Genomic DNA, 20569 nt, shown 5'->3' with positions numbered 1-20569 from the left:
TTTGTTAACTTTGGAGCAAATACCGACGTCTGTTGAAGTGTATCAATTGCCATACCGAATTGCCTGATCATGCAAGATTTTGCCATCAGTGCGGTGCGCCGCAGCCGGAGGGGCAGGCGGCTGTAGAAGCAGATACGCAGCCTATGATTGACCTCAATGGCAACGTAAGCAAACAACTGACGGAAGCCTTCTTCCGCCTAATGCGCCAAAAAGTAGAAGAGGAACAGCCCGGCACAGAAGTGGAAGCCTACCGGGAACTATTGTACGAATCCGGTTTTCGGGATATGCTCCACCGGCGGGAGACTCAGTTGGCCGATCAGCTGCGATACCTGGATGGAGAAGGCGAGTCAGTTACTTCGCAAAATATCAGGGTAAAGCGCCATCTGGAAGAACTCACCGATTATTTCCTCATTCATTATGCAAAAGGCCTGAATTCCGTCCCTCTCCCCGAAGCCATTTTGCGGCATCAGGGGTCTGGCGCAGATGATCACCCGCTGGAAACACTCATCTTTGACTACCTCGATTTTGGCAGCGAGCCCGATGAAACGGTTTACACGGACTTTATAAAAATGCCTGTACAGAAACTGCGCAATGCCGGCAAGTTCTTCCTGAAGCCGGAGCGCCGGGACGAGCGGATTTACTTTATCTGCGATCAAAGCCTGCTGGGCTCCTGCAAAGAAGGCTTTGCTATGACCGAGCGGGGCCTGTACTGGAAAGCGCAGTTGCAAACGCCCCACTATGTGCTTTACGAAACCCTGGGCAACGTAGAGCGCGAAAAGGACTGGCTGCTCATCGATGAAAAGTTCTTCAACATCAACCTCCGATTCAATATCAAGATGCTCAAGTTGCTTAAGCGGCTACAGCAACGTTTCAAAGCCGGTAAAAAATAGCCAGGTCATTAATCGGCCGCCCGTCAAATAGCGTGAATTCCGAAATGTTCACATCAAAGCGGTCCCCGTTTTCCGTGATATAGCTGGAGGTGCCGGTATGGTAGAGGATAGGGAGCCCAAATTCTATTCCAAAAGAAAGGCGGTCAGTTACCGGGATATTGGTCCCGATAAATGGAGTCAGCCCTCCAAGAAAATGGGTGTGGTTGGCAGAGCCGACAATACTGCTGAAGCCAGAAGGCATGCCTTCCAGTGGACGATCGTTTATAAAGGTGATACGTTCGGTGAAAATCACACCGGCCTGAGCATCCACGCCGAGGTAGACGGGCAGCTTTTGGCTTAACCGGTAGGTAGACCGCCCTATGCTAAACAGGAGGCTGGCGCGCGGGAAGAGGTCGTTCTGCTGGAAGAGCTGCTCTTCCAACGTACTGCCCGGCAGCAATTGGTCCGGATACGGAACGAAGCCTTCAAAGTAATTTCTGTTGTTGACCTCGATTTTGATCCGTAAATCGCCATTGGGCTGATGCTCCCGGTAGAGCACTTCTATCTGATAATGTCCGAGTTTTCCACCTCCCCCTGTAATAATGGCAGGCAAAAGATCCACGCCAATCTGGTTGTAGTAAGGCCCAAAGGTCGGGGAAGTGGGCAGCGTATCAGACTGCGCCTGAGCAGCGCATTGCAGCATCAATAGGGCAAAAAGCAGGAGAATAGTCGTGCGCATGAGTGATTGATTTTTTGATTAAACGTGAAATCCTTATCCTTGAGGTGCCAGCAAATATTTTAACGTTCCGCTGCCCCAAAATATCCTGAAAACAAAAAGAGCGAATTGCCGTTTCCTTCAGAAAATCGAATGCCAAAGCAACGCAAAAAGGGAGACCTCCCCACCAAAGACTGCGTACAATGCAGCCGCCCCTTCACTTGGAGAAAAAAATGGGAAAAGGTCTGGGAGGAGGTCAAATATTGCAGCGAGCGTTGCCGGCGGGAGGCCAAACGGGACCGAAACTGAACTGTTCACTCAAAAATTTAGCTGGTAAGCAGCCAAATAATATGTCTGAAAATCCACCATCACAGCAAAAAGACCCTGCAGAGGAAGGGTACAACGAATATGGCAACTTTGCCTTCCACCCTTACAACGTATTGCTGATATTGTCCCTGCTGGGCATTACCGCTATGTTCCTTGCATTTACTGCCGCCTTTGTGTACACCAGGGTGCAGAGTGACCTTCCGCCAATCAAGCTACCGAATATTTTTATTTTCAATACGCTGGTCTTACTGGCAAGTAGTGGCGCAATGGTCTGGGCAAAGCGCTGCTACAAATCTGATGATACGGAAAACTATCAGCGGGCGCTTATCGCCACCATGGCGATTTCCTTCATCTTTATGATCCTGCAGGGCGTGGGTTGGTATCAGTTATTTAGCAATCAGATTTACATCCACAGCGACAATTCTGCGGGCTACCTTTATGTGATTTCAGCCTTGCATTTTGCCCACGTTATCGCTGGCCTGCCTTTCCTGGGGCTATTCCTGTGGACGGCCCGCAAGCGCATGAAAGAGCCGGTGAGTGTGCTGGTTTATTTTTCTGACCCCGAAAAGCGGCTCAAGCTCCGCCTGCTGACCATCTACTGGCATTTTTTGGACGGGCTTTGGATTTATTTGGTCATCTTTTTCTACCTCAATTATTTGCTTCGGTAGTCTTCTTTCTGCTAATTTCGGGGCAAAGAACTACCCTAAATGAAACATCTACTGCCTGCCTGCGCTATATTGATGCTACTGCTTAGCAGCTGCAAAGTGACGAAGCCCGTTCGCCCTATGGAAGAATACGAAGAGCTGTACCGTGATCAAGTATCCATCATCAACATCCCTGTGGATGTCCCGGTGCGGGACCTGGAGGCTGTGCTCAACAAACAACTGAGCGGCATCCTCTACGAAGACAACAACCTCCGGGATGGCGATAAAATGATGGTCCGGGCCATCAAACAAGATGATATCCTCCTGGGGCTTGACTCCCAAGCCATTACCTACCGTATCCCACTCGACCTTTGGATCAAGTACGACCTTGGCATCAGTACCGTTGAAGCCAATGGTCAGATTTCGCTGGATTTCAAAACCGGCTTTGGAGTGAATACAGACTGGAGCATCTTTACCACGACCACGCTGGAAGGCCACCAATGGCAACAAAAACCGCGGGTGAAAATGGGCTTCGTGGACCTGCCTGTAGGTTTTATTGCGGACATCGTCCTGCGCAACAGTACCCGGCAGATTTCCAAAGCGATAGACGACTTGGTCCGGGAGCAGTTTGACCTGCGCAAGACCGTGGAGGAAGCCTGGCGGGAGATGTTTCAGCCGGCCTTGGTTTCCGAAGAATACAACACCTGGCTTACCGTGAACCCACAGTATATCGGTATGAGCCCGGTCTCCACCGAGCGGGGGAGGATCGCGACTACCATCTACGTGGAGGGCAAACCCTCGGTGAAAATCGGTGAGCGCCCGGACCCCAAGTACATACAGCCCCTGCCGCCCCTGCGCATCAGCCCGGTGGAAGCCGAAGACTTTACCCTGCACATCAACGCCGAGATTTCTTACGATGAAGCCGAACGCCTCGCCAAAACCCAGCTGGTTGGCGAAACCTTCTCCTACGGCCGTCGGTCCGTGACGATACAGGACCTGGAGTTTTTTGGGAAAGGCAGTAATATCGTAGTCAATACCACGCTGAGCGGCACCTACAACGGCAGCATTTACCTGGTCGGCCGCCCGGTCTTCAACCCCAAAAAGAATACCATCGATATCGAAGACCTGGAGTATACGCTCGATACCAAAAACTACCTCTTCCGGTCTGCCGGCTGGCTGATGAAGAGTACCATCAAAAACAAAATTGCCGAAAACCTCAATTTCCTGCTCGACTACAACATGAAGGACATGCAGGCGCAATTCCAGGAGCAGCTTCAGGAGTATGAGCTGGCTACCGGCGTGGTGCTGAATGGCAACCTGGAAGCCCTCGACCTCCGCAATGCTTACCTCACGGTGGATGGCATGGTCGTTGACCTGGCCCTTACGGGCAACGTCAATGTGCGGGTGAAGGGGTTGAACTGATCTTACATGCGCACAGCCCACAGCCGGGCAGTTTTATTTTGATTTGTCACAGTGATGAGAAAGCTGCCCGAATAAGGGAGCCAGTCTCCCAGAGCAACGTGATGCGTACCTGCACCATATTGTTGTTGCAGTCTTTTGACCCGTTGGCCCGATGGCGTGAAGACTTGTATTTCAACAGGGCCTTCAACAGGCGTATGGAAGCTAAGCGTTGCTGAAGTTGAGAAGGGATTTGGCAGGCATGCAATCTCTAAATTGGGCACCTCAATATTGTCTGAAGTGCTGACTGTAGCCTGGTTGCAATCCGTAAACAGCAAAGGGCTTTTCTGCCCATCTGCCTGCACGCTTAGAGCCTGCCGTTCCGATATAGGCCATTCTAATCCACTGTACAGCTGACCAGGTTGATTAGCTACAAATTCCAGGGTGAGCAGGGTCGTACCGGCTGCTATGCCTTCCGTCGCTGGACAGAGTAGCATAACCGGTAGTTGTCCTGGTCTCAATTCCTCCACAGGCTGATCCGGGAACAAGTCTTTGTTGGGCTGCGCTTTCAAAAGCCTCAGCCTGGAAGTATCATACCTGAGCTCAAATTGGACCCCCGCCAGCCGGTCTGTTTTCACCGTAACGGGCACCGTAATCTTTTCCCCGCGCTTTAAGGCCGGATTAGGCATGCAGAGGCGGGTGGGAGGGGCTACCTGCAAGCCTTCTGCGGTATTGGTGAAATCGACATCCCCGATTTTTATGCCGTAGAAATCCACTAATGTGTCTGTCAGCAAATTTGGGAAGGCCGCACTTTCCGGAAAATCGTCCAGCCAGGGGTTATTGGGGGAATCGAAAGTGAAACCGGCAGGGATGAACCGCCAGGAAGGTGCTGAGGGAAAAGTGTCCAGAAGCCCCATAAAGGTATTCCGGACAATGGCAAAGTCAGCTACAGTAACCGCCTGATCGCTGTTGACATCTGCTGCGATGAGCAGGTACGGGGCCTGCGGGGTATCATAAAAAGTTTCCAGCCCGTAAACGTGCTTGAGAATAGCGAAAGCGTCCGATAAGTCCACACCATCGAGAACGTCTTGCTGACGGGTGGGCAGCAGCGTGTAATTGAATCCTCCGGGAATGCTGTCAAAGGCAAAATGCCCGGTTGTATCGGTGGATTGCAGGAGTTGAGAAAAAGACTGCAGGCTGATCTGCGTATTGCTGATTGGTGTGCCATCGGGTTTAGTGGTTTGACCGGCAATACTTACTACGCCATCGGGGCAATAGGCTGCGGAAAGCTCGACTTCAAAAGCTTGTGCTGCCAGGCAGGCATCCTGTTCAAAAATACGATAGTAGGTGCCGCTGTTGAAAGTGGTGTCTCCGGGCAGAAAAATATCGCCATTGCCACTGGGGGCGGAATAATACGTTACTGGCGGAAGCTGCAGGCTGGTATCTGGTGCGGTAAATACGAAAAAACTGCACCCGGTTTGGTCGGCAAGGGTATCCGGGGCTAGCGGCTGGGTAATCAGAATATCAATACTTCGGGTGGAGGCACAATAGTTTTCAACTCCGTCCATGATGGTTAAGGAAACGGAAGTGTCTATGGTCGTGCCTACAGGGACTGGTGTGCTTTCCCAAAAATTAAAATCGTTACTGAGGTAATAGTTTTCGTTGCCGGTAAGGTTACTGCCCTCAATTGGTGGTAGTGTGTAAGCGCCACAGACTACAGTATCCTGAACGGTAGAAAGGTCAGGCAGGTCAAAAACTTCTATGGTTTCACATACCGTAGTGCCCAGGCTGTCGCAACCATTCGTCGGAGTGACACAAACCTCATAACTGCCAGCTTCTTCGATACTGAGTTCAAAGGACCGCAGGTTACTTTGGGGTTCCCCATCAATGGTCCAATTGTAGATACTGGCGTTAAACACAGAACTGGCTTCCAATGAAAAATCAGACCCCGTACAAACCTGAAAGTCCTCATTGCCCCCCATCAAAATAGAGGTCTCCCCAAGAATAGTACCTGAATCCATTAAGCCGCTTTGCAAATGCATTTCGATTTCGCATATATCTCCATCATAGCCATCAAAGACAAAATAATACAGTGCTCCCGGCTGTAAGCCATCCAGGTAAAGATTGGTAGGTGCATAGGGCGGCACTTCATAGTAGCAAGGCAGAACGTATTGCAGGTAAGGCCAATGCTCATCCGGTGCCTTCCAAACCCCAACCTGAATGCCGAAATGCCATTCACAGACTACGGCTTCCAGTTCAATGATCAAGGACGATGTTTGTGGCGTAAATCCAATCCATTGAATATTGTGGGGCACAATAGGGCTGCCCGGGCAATAATCAGGCGGCACCTCTAATTGGTCATACGAATACTCATTGGTAAAGGCGAAGGCAGAGAAATCACAAGGGAAGTAAGCATCTGCTCGTGTTCCTGCCGTTAGGGGGATGGGGTTGCCAGGGGTTTGCGTGTGGCTGAGGAAGGCGCTCAGCATCAGCAGACCAGATAGTAAACCGTTGTAAAGAGATTTCATAAGCAGGGGCGATTGAGTACACGATAATAGGAACTGACTTTTTTAATCTGCTGTCAGTCAGCTTTTAATGTTATTAAAGGTACGAAATTTACGCCCGAAAAACCAGTTTCAGTACGAGAGCATTACCGTTTTACCATCGTTAAGAGCCGCTCCTTATCCCCATCCATCATTTTGAGCTGAAGCGTGTCATTGGCAAGCTTGAGAATTTCGACTGCCTTTTCGGTGCTGGCCTGGTTGAGGGTGTCGCGGGTGAACAGATAAGTGCCATCCAAGTAAAAGCTGCCCGCTTCCCGGTAGTTAAGCGTGCTCCGGTAGGTATAGCGGTCTGCGGGCGTGAATTGAAGTTCAATCTGACTGGGGTCAACCGCCAAAGGCGTGCCTTCTTCCGTGATAGCCACAGCTTGCCAGTTTCCCTGCAGGTCGGCAGGCTGATAGCCCGACTGGCAGGCAGGGAGGATGGTGAGCAGTGCAAAAACAACAATCAGTATTCTCATTCGCAATTCGGTATTGTTTGAATCCGCAGCAAAAGTACGAACTGCGGCTGGCCTGCCCAACTTGGATTTTCCAGTGCTGTGACTGCCGGGCTGGCCAAAACCCGGCTTCTGATGGGAATTCCCCGTTTTTATTGCTCCAAAACCAATGGAACAAGTATATTCGCGCTGTCCAAAAAAATGACCATGGAGCAACGCAAACAAGTCCTTTCTGCTATTCAGCCCACCGGGCAAATGCACTTTGGCAACTACTTCGGGGCAGTGAAGAACTGGGTCGCCCTACAGGAAAAGTACGATTGCATCTACGGGGTGGTGGATTACCATGCCATGACGATGCCCTACAATCCGAAAAAACTTCGGGAAAATACCTGGGAACTGCTTTTTAACCTGATGGCGGTTGGCGTTAAGCCGGAGTCCCTGTTTATTCAGTCCCTGGTGCCGGAGCATGCAGAATTGTGCTGGATTTTCAATTGCTTCACCTCCTACGGGCAGCTGACCCGTATGACGCAGTTCAAGGACAAAAGCGCGCAGGTGGCTGAAACCGCTACCGACAGCTTTATCTCCGCTGGCTTGCTGGACTATCCCGTGCTACAGGCCGCGGATATCCTGATCTACCGGGCGGATTATGTACCGGTAGGCAAGGATCAGGAACAACACCTGGAGCTCACCCGCAACATCGCCCAACGCTTCAATAATCAGATGGGCAAAGAATACTTCGTCCTGCCGGAGCCCCTGTATACAGAAGTGCCTAAGGTTCGCTCTACCGCCGACCCCACTCGTAAGATGAGCAAAAGTGCAGGCGAGAAGCACTACATTGATGTGTTTGGTGACGATAACCGCATCCGCAAGCAAATCCGCTCCGCAGTAACCGATACCGGAGATACGCCTGCCGGCGAAATGAGCCCGGGCGTGGACAACCTCTTCACCCTGCTCAAGGCTGCTGAGTCTATGGAGGCCTACGAAAGCCTGATGAAAGACTACGAGGCCGGCGAATTAAAGTATGTGGACCTAAAAGATGCCGTAGCCGATGCCCTTGTGGGGCTGAGCGCTGATTTTAAAGCCCGTAAGGAAGCCCTGAAGGCCGATAAGAAGGAGATCAAGAACCAAATCAAGGCGTCTTCTGCTGAAATCCGCAAGAAAGCACAGGAGACCGTCCGTGCCGTAAAGGAAATGGCGGGGCTGTCCAATGTGAAGTTTTAAATCACGACTATGAAGATCATCTGCATCGGCCGCAACTACGCCGAACATGCCAAAGAGCTCAATAACCCGGTGCCGGGCAGCCCGGTGGTATTCATGAAGCCGCCTTCTGCGCTGCTGGTGAACAACAAGCCCTTTTACTACCCGGAATTCACCAAAGACCTGCACCATGAAATAGAAGTGGTGCTGAAAATCGGCAAAAACGGCCGCCACGTACAGCCGGAGTTTGCCGCTGAGTACTACCCGGAAATTGGTTTGGGCATCGACTTTACCGCCCGCGATGTGCAGCAACGCCTGAAAGATAAAGGCCACCCTTGGGAAATTGCCAAGGGCTTCGATGGTTCTGCTGTGATCAGCGATTTTCTGCCCATTGAGCAGTGCAACCGGGGCGCCATAGAATTTGAGCTGAAGAAAAACGGGGAGACGGTGCAGCACGGCAACACCAAAGACCTTCTTTTCTCCTTTGATGCCATCATTGTTTACGTATCGAAGTTCTTCAAATTGCAAATGGGCGACCTCATATACACAGGCACGCCTGCCGGCGTAGGGCCGGTGCAAATTGGCGATCAGCTGGAGGGCTTCCTGCACACGAAGACGGAAGTTAAATCCATGTTCCGCTGCGAAATCAAATAAGGGCGCAACAAGTGCCTTAGTATTGGGGCAAACCCAGTTGTGTATTTTATTTGTCGAGAAGCCCTGAAAAGCGAGCCATTTTGTGCTTTATTCCTATTTTTGCAGCGATTTTGCCGGGGCTATTTCCCGGCGTTAATCCGAAATAAACCGAATTTATGCCATACTTATTCACCTCTGAGTCTGTTTCCGAAGGGCACCCTGACAAAATCGCTGATCAGATTAGCGATGCCCTCGTTGATCATTTCATTGCTTTTGACCCTTCTTCAAAGGTCGCCTGTGAAACGCTGGTAACAACCGGTCAGGTGGTGCTTGCCGGTGAGGTCAAGTCTGATGTTTACCTCGATGTGCAGCAAATTGCCCGCGATGTGATCGAGCGCATTGGGTATACTAAGTCAGAATACATGTTTGAGGCCCACTCTTGCGGTGTCCTTTCTGCCATCCACGAGCAATCGCCTGACATCAATCAGGGCGTGGAGCGCGAAAGCCCGGAGGAGCAGGGCGCCGGCGATCAGGGCATGATGTTCGGTTATGCTTCCAATGAGACGGAGAGCTATATGCCACTGGCGCTTGCCATTTCTCACAAAATCCTGCAGGAACTGGCGGCTATTCGCAAGGGAGGGGAGGAAATGACTTACCTCCGCCCGGACTCTAAGTCGCAGGTGACGATCGAGTATGCAGATGACAACACGCCTCAGCGCATCGATACCATCGTCGTCTCCACACAGCACGATGACTTCGATGAGGATGAGCGCATGCTGAATAAAATCCGTGAGGACATCATCAAGATTGTTATCCCACGGGTCAAAGCTCAGCTCAAGCCTGAACTTCAGAAGCTGTTTGATGATAATATTACCTACCACATCAACCCGACCGGTAAGTTTGTCATCGGTGGCCCGCACGGAGACGCCGGGCTAACGGGCCGCAAGATCATCGTAGATACCTACGGCGGCAAGGGTGCCCACGGTGGTGGTGCCTTTTCCGGCAAAGACCCTTCCAAGGTAGACCGTTCTGCGGCCTATGCGACCCGCCACATTGCGAAGAACCTCGTGGCTGCCGGTGTTTGTGATGAAGTCCTGGTGCAGGTGTCCTACGCGATCGGTGTGGCGGCGCCTACCAACATTTACGTCAACACTTACGGCACCGCTAACGTGAAAATGAGTGATGGCGAGATTGCGAAGAAAGTAGAGGAGGTGTTTGACATGCGCCCCTATGCAATTGAGCAGCGCCTGAAGCTCCGCACCCCGATCTACTCCGAGTCTGCCGCTTATGGCCACATGGGCCGTACACCGGAGCAAAAGACGGTGAAGTTCGTCGATGGTGCCGGCCGCGTTAAGGAGATGGAGGTGGAAACCTTCACCTGGGAAAAACTTGACTACGTGGATAAGGTGAAAGCGGCATTTGGGCTGTAGGGAGTGAGGGAAGAGATGAGGTAGTCAGGGGGCTGCCCCTTGGTGGTTTAACATGCGACTTCTACGAAGTCGGCTTCCCGTGGTGTGCTGTTGATACTAACATACGACTTCTATGAAGTCGTGCAGCTAATACCGTTTGTCTTACGCTTTCCCAAAGGCTACTCAATAATGGAAATTCACAGCGCCAGCCTGTTGCGACGGGGTGGCGCTGTGTGGTTAATGGGAATACGAAGAAATATTGCCAGGGTTGTATTTTGAACGAATTCGCGTTAATTCATTCAGTTGTAGCCAATTAGAATATCGAAAACAAAAAAAATCACAAGAGCCGTAACCCTTGTGATTTTATACAATTAATTGAATTTTCAACGATTAGGCAGAAGCACCGGCAAGAATGGAATCCAATTGCATTTCTTTGAGGACACTATCTTGAATGGGTTGCGTCAATTCATTTATTTTGTCAACACCCCAAGTAATTCCAACTACGGTTCGTGTAGGACGTTTGCCAAAAGGCATTTCGGCTAACTTCAAATAGGCATCCACTACCCATTGTGGGTCTGGAGCATCTTCGCTCTGTAACATTTGAGCAAAGTTTTCGCCCATAGCTGTTGGGACTCCTGCCAATTCTCCATAAGAATCAAGTACTTCGGAATGTGCAGGAGCTTGACCAGATGCTAAAAGTCCTGTTCCAAAAGGTCCTGGTTCTACCATGACCACATCTACACCAAATGGGGAAACCTCGTAACGCAAGGCTTGTGAATACCCTTCTAATGCGTGTTTGGTGGCAGTATAAGTGCCAAAAAACGGTGGCGACATACGACCAACCAGCGAGGATGTGTTGATAATTAATCCACTACCAGCTTTACGCATACTTGGTAAAACTGCTTGCATTGTTCTAATCGCACCAAAATAATTGGTTTCCATCTGGAAACGAGCCTGTTCCACACTAAACGCTTCGGTAATACCCAAGTACATAATCCCTGCGTTATTAATCAGAATATCAATATTCCCTACCTCAGCGATAATGTTATCAATAGCATTTTTTATAGATGCTTCGTCCGTCACATCCATATCCACGACCTTGATGTGAACAGAATGTCCTTCCAATTCCGCCTTCTTTTCTGCATTCTTGCCATCAGGCTTACGCATCGTAGCGAATACCTTGTTGCCTTTATCGGCCAAATCTTTGGCAGCTTTTAAGCCAAAACCACTACTACTGCCTGTAATAATAATATTTTTCATTTATTTTGTTTTAAAAGTTAACGGTTACTATTAAAAGCCACCGAACATTCCGTTATCATTCGCCAAACCTTCGGTAGGAACAGGCTGAATAATATCCCAATGTTCTACGGCTTTACCATTTTCCATGCGAAACAAATCATAAAAGGCATTAGAAGTACCATTCCAAGTTCCTTCACTAATCGTCAATACAAAATTGCCTTCACCAATAACTTTGTGAATCGTGTTGTATTGAAACATATTATTGATAGAAATTAGATAATCCACAGCGGCTTGAATCCCCACCAAACCATTATCGATACCAGGATTATGCTGAACATAATCCTCAGCGATATAATTGATAATGTTATTTGGGTTTTGCCCCATCAAAACATCCTCTATTATAGATATAGCCAACGCTTTATTAGCCTCTGTTTCATCCAAATTAGTAATATTGGTTGGTCCATCAACCATCGTATTGCCATTTGCCGTTTGGCTTTCCCAAGGTTGAATGGCATCCCAATGTTCTGCAATTTTCCCATTTTCGTCAAACCGTAATATGTCGAAACTCACTACTGTGTCTGCTCCAAAAGGTGCAGCATTAGTCCATAGATTATGAATAGCGACAAAGTTACCCTCTTCAAGTATTCGGATATTTTCGACCTTTGTGCCATTATCCTCCAATACCGTTGTCAAAAGGCCAACAAAAGGGTCTCTGCCTGTAGGTATAAATGGATTGTGCTGTATGTAATCTTCCGTTACCAGCTCCTCTATGGTAGTAACATCACGGGTATTAACAGCTTCAAAAAATGCTGTTATTTTTTCTCTTTGAGTCAACTCGGGAGTTAAGTCATCGTCCTTGTCGCAGGATGCAAAAAATGCGGTTAGAATAAAAAGTGCGACTATTGTTTTAAGATTTAGTATTTTCATTTTTTTAGTTTAAAAGTTAAACATGCTGTTATCGTTTGCTAAATTTTCGGTTGGGATTTCTTGAATGACATCCCAATGCTCCACAGCTTTTCCATTCTCAAAGCGTAGTAAATCATAGAAAACATTGGTCGTTCCGTTCCATTTTCCTTCACTTATGGTGAGTACAAAATTCCCTTCGCCCAACACTTTGTGAATTTTAGTGTATTGGAACATATTGTTTTGAGAAGTGAGGTATTCTACGGCTTCGACGATACCAGCCAATCCATCTTTGATACCAGGATTGTGTTGGTCGTATTGTTCGGTGCTTATATAATCGGTAATCTTCTGTGGATTTTTACCCATGAGAATATCTTCAACCATAGCTTTTGCCAATGCCTTATTGGCATCCGTTTTATCTAAATCTGTTGGCGTTGTTGGTCCGTCTGTCTGTGTCCTTCCACTCGCAGTTTCTTTTACTAATGGAGTCATGGCATCCCAATGTTCGGCTACTTTGCCGTTATCATCCAATCGAATAATATCGAACGATACCGCCTCATCGGCACCAAACGGCTTGGCATTTCTCCAAATGTTGTGCATGAATACATAATTGCCATCCTGAAACATTCGGATATTTTCAGCAGTTGTTCCATTTTCTTGTAAAACAGGAAGCATTTGAATAAATGGCTCTAAACCTGTTGGGATAAATGGATTGTGCTGAATGTAATCGGCATTTGCGTACTTACGCATTGTCTCTGGGTCGTTGTTCATTACTGCACCTAAAAAAGTGCCTACGGTTACTTTATGATCCATTTTGGTGTTGTTTGAGTTGACCTCGCTTGTTGAATTTGTCTGAGCTGTACCACAGGAAGCGAGGATACCTGTTAGAGCTATTGCAGTTAATACTCTTCTCATTGGCTATGTCCTTTGAAAAATCATTATTACTTTTGATTAGCAAGTAAAACTACAGAGTAACTTTCAATATGCAAGCATTAATGAAGATTAAATTGCATTTTGCAAGTAAAAATTAACATAGACTTAACATGAAACATAAATTTCGCTGTAATTGTCCGTTTACTTCAGCCTTGGATATCTTAGGTGACAAATGGACATTGGTTATCATAAAGCAGATGCTGGTAGAGGACATGGAAACCTTTAAGGACTTTGTTGAAAGTGATGAAGCCATTGCTACCAATATTCTTTCAACCAGACTCAAATTGCTGGAAGAGTTAGGGATTGTTATGAAAACAAAACGACCTGATAATAAAAAGACCAATCTTTATCTGTTGACCGAGAAGGGCTTAGCTTTAACCCCCATACTTGTAGAACTTGCAACTTGGAGCGATAGTTACCTCAGGGATGTTCATCCGACCATTGTAAATGGAGAAGCAATGGAATTACTACGGAAAGATAAAATGGCTTTTGCGAGTGCCTTGGAGAAAAAATACCGAGAAAAACTGGCTACAACAATGTATATGCGATAATGCTACCTAAGCGGTCGCACTACGCATATACGGACCGTTAGTTGAACGAATTAACGTTAATTCGTTCAATTTAAGAGCTGCTCCATCCTGATTTACAGCAAAAACAGCCGGGCACAGTCGGCAAATCCAAAAAAAAATAAGGGCAAGCCGCGCAGTTCAGTGCCAGCTTGCCCCTTAGGGATTTATGGGATTACAATAATGGGGTAGAGGCCCTTATGGGGCAAGGTTGCCTGTTTTTACCTGGTAAAAGTCGAAAGCAGGGGCATCGGTGTCTAAAAGCAGGGTCGGATTACCATAGTTGATGCCTGAAAATGGGGTGTCAGGATTAATAAAACTGGCGTTTGTACGCAGGTACCGTACCGAAGGGCTGTTCTCGAAAATTGTATCAATACCAAGGATTAGCTTGCGCATCATAATCAGGTCTAGTGTGGTCAGGCTACCACTACTATTGACGTCTCCTGCAACGTAAACGAAGGGGGATTCCGGTAGCTGTATCCCAAGAATGATACGCGCAGCAATCACCAAATCTAAGGTCGAGACATCCTGCAGGTAGCTGACTTCCTGATTGTCCTGAGGCACAATAGTATATTCCTGCCCGGTCGTGAGGCCACTGAAGGCATATGCACCTTGTGTATCGGTTGTATCCACTGCGATAAGCCCCTCATTCCAGTTGAGGAGATGCACTACGATACCGCTTACCGGGCTGTCATTCAGTCGGGTGATTTGGCCACTAATCGTAGCCGTTTGAGCATAGACGGTAGCTGAGCATAAACATAGCACTACCAGAGTTATGAGTGTATTTTTCATAATAGTCGGGTTTTAAAAGGTGCTGCCTGCCCGTAAGCAGGCAGCACCACTAATAATTCATCGAAAGGAAATTAAAGTTAACGCGCAATCATGATGCGATGGGTAGTCGCCCCCTCGCTGGTCAACACCTGAAGCAGGTACAAGCCTTCCGGCAAATGCTGCAGGTTGACCTCAGACTGTCCGCCCTGGATTTGTTGTACGGTACGGCCATCAGTTGCCATCAGGCGGGCGCTTTCCAGTTGCGCACCCTCCACCAGGATGCTGATTTGATCACTGGCTGGATTAGGGAATGCATGTACATTAAACGCCTGAGCAGTTTCCGGCACATTCACCAGCCCATCCTTGACCACTCCTGAAGTAGGCAGCCCTTCCAGCTGGAAGTCCATCTCTGCAGCATTGATCAGCCGTATGTTCTCAATGTCAAAGTCGAGTGGATAGTCATTGCCCCGCATGAAAATGACGTCCTGAATGGTAATGTGCAATTGGCCAATGGCGCCGCTGCCTTCCGCGTTGAGGCCATTGGTACGGGTCAGGGCTACATCAATGCGGCCGTCGTCGTAGCGGTCTTTGGAAAGCCCGATCAGGTCTTCGTTGGTATTGCCAATCCAGGATTCCAGGAAGGAAGCGGAGGCGCTGCCGGGCGCTACCGCGGAAGTGTCGTACACAATGGTGAACGCCAGGCCATAGACTTCGGGTACGGTCGTGCCAGGCTCCCCAAGCATAATATTGAAGGTAGCCGGGATGCCAAGGACCACCGTGTCCGGTTCGATGTAGATGACGCCCGCTATGCTGCGGTTTTCCTCTTCCGGCAGGAAGTTCACCTCTTCGCCCCAGTTGTTCACCAGCGCCAGGGTATCTGCCGCATCAATGAAGCCGTCGCCGTTGGTATCCAAGTGCTTGTAGTTGACGTTGGAGTTTGGTGTGGCGTTTTGCCAGCCTGGTGCTACCTGGGCTTCCCAGGCAATCGTTGCATTGGCCCGTTCTGGTCCGGCAGTGCCAAACCCAAGCCCAATATTGAGCAGGTCGAAGTGGGTCACCAGCCCATCCACATCGGTATCACCGGGCCAGACTTCGGGCTGCAGCACATCCACGGTGCCGTTTTGGAGGACAACAGGAAGGATGTTTTCCAGATCCGTCACTTCAATATTGACCGGGGTGGGGGAGAAGGTCACCGGAGTGGGCCCCTGCAGGGTGTCGGCCCGCAGGCAAAGCGTGAATAGCGGTGCACCATCCGGGAGGGTTACCGTATTGAGGTCGAGATTGAACCAGGACATGGCAATAATGCCTTCGTCTGTAAGATTAAGGTTGAAGTCTGTTGCCGGATTCAGCCCGGGTAGGTTGCCGGCTAATATCAGAGTGTCAAAGCTGAGCCGGTCTTCGTCCCAGTTGATGGATAGCTGTACAGTGCCAACTTCCGTGAAATTTTCAACGGTCACGTCAAGGCAAACCACCTCGCCAGTGTCCACCATAGCGCTACCGATCTGCAGCGTCACATCATCCGGTCCCCCGGAGCCCTGTATGAAAGCCCCGCCGTTGACCGGTGTGAATTCAATGCCTTCTACATTCTCTAACAGGAAGGGGTGATTGGACGCATTGAAGCTGATTCCGGTGGAACTGCCCGGATCCCCGATTGCATCGAAACACAATTCAAAGAGCACATCTCCGTCTTCAACAAAAATAGCATCAGGCGCGGTAGGATTCCAAATCAGGCTCAGTTGCCCAATATCCGAATCGCTGTCATCAATGGTGAAGGTGGCCGCATCGCCAAGAACGCCACCTGTAACCCCGGTATAGCTAAGTATACCTGGCAGCCAAGCCATTCCTGCTTCAAAACCAGTAACTTCAGCTGCACCTGAGACGGTTACCGGTACGCAGAAGTTGGTATTGGTATTCACTACCGCTTCGCCAATCGTCACGGTAGCTGAGCTGCCCGCGCCTCCGCAATTCGGTGTAACGGGGTCGGGGCTATGCGTCCTACCTTCCGCATCTGTAATCGTTAGGCTGTAGGTTGTATTGTCCGGTACATTTTCCAGGGTTGAAAAGATGGAGTCCTGCTCCACCAACCCCGTGCTCCACTCGAAAGTGTAGGGTGGTACACCACCAGCCCAGACGACGTAGGACACAGAAGCGAGTACCGAACCGTCTGCAAATTCATTGCATTCGTAAGAATACGCGGTCAAAAAGTCCCACAGAATACTGCAACTGCCATCCTCAAAAGCAGCAGACACCTCCGCCCCGCTTTCGAGGTAACTGGCCAGGATGCTGTCATCAAATGCTATGTCGGTGGAGCTGCCCGGATCGCCTACGGCATCGAAGCAGATTTCAAAGAGAGTGGCATCTTCCTGTATCGGCAGACCTTCCGGGATATCGATATCCCACTGCACGGTCAGTTCCCCATTGTCCGTTTGAGAAAGGTCAAGCCCATCGTCAAGCAGGGCGGTCAGCGCCCCTTCATTGACGCCTGTGAAGGACAGGACATCAGTGGACCAGGTCAGTGCAAAATCCAGCCGGGTGATGGGCGGGACCTCGCTTGCTTTGACCGGAATACAGATGGACCCGCCCTCGGCTACCGTTTCATTGGCAACGTAAATGGTGGGGTCACCTCCCGTTCCCGGGCAATCGGGCGTAGCTGGCCCCGGGATACTCGTACAGCCGTTCGCATCTGTAATCGTTACAGAATAAGACTGATCGGGGCTCACCCCGGCAAGCGTACTTATGATTTCATCGGTGGTCTCTGTAAAGCCGGTGCTCCACTCAAACGTATAAGGCGTCTGCCCGTCTGACCACACGGCGCAGGAAATATCCGCAATCGTGCTGCCATCCGGCATTATGGTGCATTCATAGGCGTAGCTGGTAATCAGCTCTTCGTCCTCGAGGGCAATACCTATCGCAAAATCGCAGCCGGTATTGGCATCCGTAACGGTAAGGCTATAGCTGCCTGCTGGTAAGTTAGAAATGCTGTGAGCGTCCGTCTGCCCGGTGCTCCAAATGAAATCATAAGCTCCGGAGCCGCCTGCCACCAGTACCTGAATAGCGCCGTCACTGTTTCCACAGGTAGGGGGTGTAAGGATGAGGTTGCTGACGCTGATGCCATCCTCAGGGGTCACATTGAATAAGCCGGAAACTTCATCGCCGTTCATATCGGATACGATGAGTTCGTATAATCCGGCAGGGGCATTTGTGAAATCGGCGCCACTGCCAACTGTGGCATTGCCCTGCATCCAGGAATAGGTGTAGGGCGGTGTGCCTCCAGCTACAACAACTGAAAGGTTACTGCCTGTGTTGCAGTCGCCCAGGTCCTGACAGGCACTGGCAAACCTAACCGGCTCGGAGAAACCATCTTCTATGGAGACTCCGCCTCCCAGCAGGCTGAAGCTGGGCAATATTTCAGAATTGCTCAATACTATTTCTGTATAAGTGATTTCACTGGCCGAAACGAATTGAAACCCACCATAGCCATCGTCCCCGATGACTTCGAAGCAAAAATCGAATATTGCCGTGCCGTCCATCAAATCCAGACCGGTAAAGTCTGTATTGAACCAAGCAAAAGTAGCTCGGCCGTCCCCAATATTTCCACCTTCTACGTTGAAATTCTGGATGATAAGGCCAGGTAGGTTGAAATTAGAAATTTCTATAAAGTCAAGTCGGGTGGTGTCCCATTCGAAAGCCGTTTGTACGGCCAGTATGTCTTCAAAGTTGTTTACGCGCACGGACAAACAGACCGTATCGCCAGGCGTGGCGGTCTGACTGTCAATGAGTAGGTTGAAACAATTTTGCTGGGCATGTAGGGCAAAGGTGCTGAGCACAAGCGCGACTATGCCTAAGATCATTTTTTTCATGGAGATAATAGTTTTGTCTTTTTTCCGCAAAAGGTCTGCCCCTTGCGGGCGTTCCTGGAATTATTACGATACAAATGTAGCCGGACCCTATCCCGGAAAAAAGTACATTATTCTTCAATTATAGATTTTTAAAGCTGAGGTTAGGTATTGAAATGCTTGTTTTTAATAGATTAGCGATAGGAAAATATAGATATAAAGATGCGGCAATCTAAGTTAATTGACCTGCTACGGAGCTTTGATGCCAGAGAAACAGCCCGTTTTCGGGAGCTGGTAGCCTCTCCGTTTTTCAATAAGAACCAAAAGATACGGGCTTTGCTGGACTTTTGCCTGGGTTTTGGACCGGATTACGATGCGGAAGAGCTGGACAAGCGTGCCGCCTACCGCCATATTTATAAAGAGGAAGGGTATGAGGAGCTACGCATTAACAACCTACTGTCGGACACCCTACAGCTAGGCTATCAGCTACTGGCCCAACTGGAACTGGAAACCCGGAGCCCTTTTCAAAAGCGCCTGGAGCTAGAGGCCCTGCTCGGCCGCAGGGCCGAAAAGCACCTGCGGCACAGTACGCAGCGGCTGCAACAGCTTACCGAGCGCCTGCCTCACCGGTCCCATCATTATCAGCATGAGCGCTACGAGATGGCGCAGTTGCTGGACCGCTTTTCGCTACAGCGTAACCCCCGCCGCTTTACGCCCCACCTGCAACACCAAAGCGATGCCCTTGACCGCTATTACTGGTGCAACAAACTCCGCCTGGCTTGCGATATGGCCAGCCGCAACCGGGCGATTAATGCAACCTACACCTGCCATTTTCTGGACGAGCTATTGAGCCTGTTCCGGCAACAACCGCCGTTACTGGCAGAATCTCCGGCCCTGCAAACCTATTATCAGGCCCTCATGATGCTTTCCTCGGAGGAGGAAGCCCACTACCGGTCGCTGCGCCAACTGCTCAGTCAGCACCATAGTGTTTTTGCACTGGAAGAGTTGCAGGATTTATACGACTACGCCCAGAACTACTGCGTCAAGCGTATCAACTCCGGGGAAGCCGCTTTCTACCGGGATATTTTGGACCTCTACAAGGAAATGCTGGACCGCAAAGTGCTCCTGCGGCAAGGCTACCTCACGCAGTGGAGTTACATCAACATCGTCACTGCCGGTATCCGCCTCAAGGAATTTAAGTGGACCGAAGATTTTATTTACACTTACCGGTCTCAGCTGGCGCCGGAGGTACAGGAAAACGTATTTACCTACAACCTGGCCGCCCTGCAATTTGAACGCGCTCAGTATCAGGAAGCCCTGCAAACCCTTCAGGGCGTCGAGTTTTCCGACGCCTTCTACCACATGGCTGCCAAAATGATACAGCTCAAAAGCTATTACGAACTACAGGAGGAGGAAGCGCTCTACGCTCTGTTGGAAGCGTCCCGCAAGTACATCAAGCGCAACCGGCAACTCTCCACCTATCAGAAACAGTCCAACGGCAATTTTCTCAAGATGATCGCCCGCCTGCAAAAACTGCGCAGCCGTCAGGCACAATACGGCAGCGCCCCCCCGGACAACCTGAATGCCCTGCTGCACCGCATCGATGCTCAGCCCGAGCTGGCAAACCGCAGCTGGCTGCGGCGGAAGGTGAGCTTGCTGGTATAGCGCTTGAGCCCGGGCCTTTCCAGGCGCTCTGCACTAGCTTCCTTTAATCTCCAGACAGGATTGCTATGCCTTTGCAGAAGTGAGAACGCTCTGTTTACACTGTCTTTTTTGGAATGATTTTGCGGCTTTTTCGAAAAGGAAATGTATTAAGAGCTACTAATTTGATTGAGTAAAAATCAAAAAAAATAAGGCGGCTAGGCTATGTTCTTTTAGTCTGCACTAAATTCTGCCCTGTCTTTTTTCCGCAAAACTGTCACGAAGAGAAAGCCAGGACCATTGTATATTGTGGTCAAGAATGGATCAAGCCGCTTATCTACTGTTTATTTTATGTGGTTATACTGACGATTAAGTGGTTTGCCGCGGCAAACCCACTCAATGTCAGATGCTATGTTTAGCATCTGAGCAAGTTCTTTGAAAATTTCATAGATTAGCACTACCAAAGGAGGTTATGCTTTCGAGCATGATC

General features: G+C 49.5%; 17 protein-coding genes. 9 read left to right on the top strand and 8 right to left on the bottom strand.

The genetic code is table 11. From position 1 onward, the window contains the following. Positions 1-32 precede the first annotated feature (32 nt). On the top strand, positions 33-890 hold the full coding sequence (locus tag MRY86_RS17340; protein WP_293569247.1) for a zinc ribbon domain-containing protein: 858 nt from the start codon (positions 33-35) through the stop codon (positions 888-890). Here MRY86_RS17340 and MRY86_RS17335 read toward each other — a convergent pair. Next, positions 871-1608 (bottom strand): hypothetical protein, encoded by a 738-nt coding sequence (locus tag MRY86_RS17335; RefSeq protein ID WP_293569245.1) that lies wholly within the window; start codon positions 1606-1608, stop codon positions 871-873. The genes MRY86_RS17340 and MRY86_RS17335 overlap by 20 nt on opposite strands. A 129-nt stretch (positions 1609-1737) precedes the next feature. On the opposite strand from MRY86_RS17335, the gene MRY86_RS17330 reads away from it, so the two are divergent. From MRY86_RS17330 to MRY86_RS17320, 3 genes are read left to right on the top strand one after another with little or no spacing between them, the layout of a single operon-like run. Then, entirely contained in the window at positions 1738-1893 is a 156-nt protein-coding gene (locus tag MRY86_RS17330; protein WP_293569243.1) for a DUF2256 domain-containing protein, read from the top strand. A gap of 41 nt (positions 1894-1934) precedes the next feature. Next, positions 1935-2579, top strand: a complete 645-nt coding sequence (locus MRY86_RS17325; protein ID WP_293569241.1) for a cytochrome c oxidase subunit 3 — start codon at positions 1935-1937, stop codon at positions 2577-2579. 39 nt (positions 2580-2618) lie between these two features. Further along, positions 2619-3977: a DUF4403 family protein gene (locus MRY86_RS17320; RefSeq protein ID WP_293569239.1), complete on the top strand. Its 1359-nt coding sequence runs from the start codon at positions 2619-2621 to the stop codon at positions 3975-3977. A 2-nt stretch (positions 3978-3979) separates the two neighbouring features. On the opposite strand, the gene MRY86_RS17315 is transcribed toward MRY86_RS17320, so the two are convergent. Then, a complete protein-coding gene (locus MRY86_RS17315) occupies positions 3980-6481 on the bottom strand; it encodes a T9SS type A sorting domain-containing protein (protein WP_293569237.1) in 2502 nt (833 codons plus the stop codon). Positions 6482-6603: 122 nt separating this feature from the next. Next, complete coding sequence (locus MRY86_RS17310; RefSeq protein WP_293569235.1) at positions 6604-6975, bottom strand: hypothetical protein; 372 nt, start codon at positions 6973-6975, stop codon at positions 6604-6606. A gap of 183 nt (positions 6976-7158) precedes the next feature. Between MRY86_RS17310 and trpS the strand changes: the two genes are divergently transcribed. The 3 genes from trpS to metK all read left to right on the top strand — a co-directional run bounded on the left by trpS (position 7159) and on the right by metK (position 10211). Continuing rightward, complete coding sequence (gene trpS, locus MRY86_RS17305; protein ID WP_293569233.1) at positions 7159-8172, top strand: tryptophan--tRNA ligase; 1014 nt, start codon at positions 7159-7161, stop codon at positions 8170-8172. A 9-nt stretch (positions 8173-8181) separates the two neighbouring features. Further along, positions 8182-8802, top strand: coding sequence for a fumarylacetoacetate hydrolase family protein (locus MRY86_RS17300; RefSeq protein ID WP_293569231.1), 621 nt, complete (start codon positions 8182-8184; stop codon positions 8800-8802). A 155-nt stretch (positions 8803-8957) separates the two neighbouring features. Next, complete coding sequence (gene metK / locus MRY86_RS17295) at positions 8958-10211, top strand: methionine adenosyltransferase (protein WP_293569229.1); 1254 nt, start codon at positions 8958-8960, stop codon at positions 10209-10211. Between the two features lie 369 nt (positions 10212-10580). Here the strand turns inward: metK and MRY86_RS17290 are convergent, their stop codons facing one another. The 3 genes from MRY86_RS17290 to MRY86_RS17280 are packed head-to-tail and all read right to left on the bottom strand — an operon-like array spanning position 10581 to position 13247. Then, positions 10581-11450 carry an SDR family oxidoreductase gene (locus MRY86_RS17290; RefSeq protein WP_293569227.1) on the bottom strand — a complete coding sequence of 290 codons (870 nt, stop codon included), beginning with the start codon at positions 11448-11450 and terminating at the stop codon, positions 10581-10583. 30 nt (positions 11451-11480) lie between these two features. Further along, positions 11481-12356 carry a nuclear transport factor 2 family protein gene (locus tag MRY86_RS17285; RefSeq protein ID WP_293569225.1) on the bottom strand — a complete coding sequence of 292 codons (876 nt, stop codon included), beginning with the start codon at positions 12354-12356 and terminating at the stop codon, positions 11481-11483. Between the two features lie 9 nt (positions 12357-12365). Continuing rightward, positions 12366-13247, bottom strand: coding sequence for a nuclear transport factor 2 family protein (locus MRY86_RS17280; RefSeq protein ID WP_293569223.1), 882 nt, complete (start codon positions 13245-13247; stop codon positions 12366-12368). 128 nt (positions 13248-13375) lie between these two features. On the opposite strand from MRY86_RS17280, the gene MRY86_RS17275 reads away from it, so the two are divergent. Beyond that, a complete protein-coding gene (locus tag MRY86_RS17275; RefSeq protein ID WP_293569221.1) occupies positions 13376-13816 on the top strand; it encodes a helix-turn-helix domain-containing protein in 441 nt (146 codons plus the stop codon). A gap of 213 nt (positions 13817-14029) precedes the next feature. Here the strand turns inward: MRY86_RS17275 and MRY86_RS17270 are convergent, their stop codons facing one another. Beyond that, positions 14030-14623 (bottom strand): carboxypeptidase regulatory-like domain-containing protein, encoded by a 594-nt coding sequence (locus tag MRY86_RS17270; protein WP_293569219.1) that lies wholly within the window; start codon positions 14621-14623, stop codon positions 14030-14032. Between the two features lie 77 nt (positions 14624-14700). Continuing rightward, positions 14701-18462, bottom strand: a complete 3762-nt coding sequence (locus MRY86_RS17265; protein WP_293569217.1) for a cohesin domain-containing protein — start codon at positions 18460-18462, stop codon at positions 14701-14703. A 198-nt stretch (positions 18463-18660) separates the two neighbouring features. Here MRY86_RS17265 and MRY86_RS17260 point away from each other — a divergent pair, with 198 nt between their 5' ends. Beyond that, positions 18661-20103, top strand: coding sequence for a hypothetical protein (locus MRY86_RS17260; protein ID WP_293569215.1), 1443 nt, complete (start codon positions 18661-18663; stop codon positions 20101-20103). Positions 20104-20569: the final 466 nt, after the last annotated feature.

Source organism: Phaeodactylibacter sp., from assembly GCF_022763345.1.
Lineage (GTDB): Bacteria > Bacteroidota > Bacteroidia > Chitinophagales > Saprospiraceae > Phaeodactylibacter.
This window is presented reverse-complemented; position numbering and strand designations above follow the sequence as displayed.

Coding starts and splice junctions, on each gene's coding strand:
- MRY86_RS17330 (WP_293569243.1), top strand. CDS start 1,738: ATGCCAAAGCAACGCAAAAAGGGAGACCTCCCCACCAAAGACTGCGTA.
- MRY86_RS17275 (WP_293569221.1), top strand. CDS start 13,376: ATGAAACATAAATTTCGCTGTAATTGTCCGTTTACTTCAGCCTTGGAT.
- MRY86_RS17260 (WP_293569215.1), top strand. CDS start 18,661: ATGCGGCAATCTAAGTTAATTGACCTGCTACGGAGCTTTGATGCCAGA.
- MRY86_RS17325 (WP_293569241.1), top strand. CDS start 1,935: ATGTCTGAAAATCCACCATCACAGCAAAAAGACCCTGCAGAGGAAGGG.
- MRY86_RS17290 (WP_293569227.1), bottom strand. CDS start 11,450: ATGAAAAATATTATTATTACAGGCAGTAGTAGTGGTTTTGGCTTAAAA.
- MRY86_RS17265 (WP_293569217.1), bottom strand. CDS start 18,462: ATGAAAAAAATGATCTTAGGCATAGTCGCGCTTGTGCTCAGCACCTTT.
- MRY86_RS17300 (WP_293569231.1), top strand. CDS start 8,182: ATGAAGATCATCTGCATCGGCCGCAACTACGCCGAACATGCCAAAGAG.
- metK (WP_293569229.1), top strand. CDS start 8,958: ATGCCATACTTATTCACCTCTGAGTCTGTTTCCGAAGGGCACCCTGAC.
- MRY86_RS17285 (WP_293569225.1), bottom strand. CDS start 12,356: ATGAAAATACTAAATCTTAAAACAATAGTCGCACTTTTTATTCTAACC.
- MRY86_RS17280 (WP_293569223.1), bottom strand. CDS start 13,247: ATGAGAAGAGTATTAACTGCAATAGCTCTAACAGGTATCCTCGCTTCC.
- MRY86_RS17315 (WP_293569237.1), bottom strand. CDS start 6,481: ATGAAATCTCTTTACAACGGTTTACTATCTGGTCTGCTGATGCTGAGC.
- MRY86_RS17270 (WP_293569219.1), bottom strand. CDS start 14,623: ATGAAAAATACACTCATAACTCTGGTAGTGCTATGTTTATGCTCAGCT.
- MRY86_RS17335 (WP_293569245.1), bottom strand. CDS start 1,608: ATGCGCACGACTATTCTCCTGCTTTTTGCCCTATTGATGCTGCAATGC.
- MRY86_RS17320 (WP_293569239.1), top strand. CDS start 2,619: ATGAAACATCTACTGCCTGCCTGCGCTATATTGATGCTACTGCTTAGC.
- trpS (WP_293569233.1), top strand. CDS start 7,159: ATGGAGCAACGCAAACAAGTCCTTTCTGCTATTCAGCCCACCGGGCAA.
- MRY86_RS17310 (WP_293569235.1), bottom strand. CDS start 6,975: ATGAGAATACTGATTGTTGTTTTTGCACTGCTCACCATCCTCCCTGCC.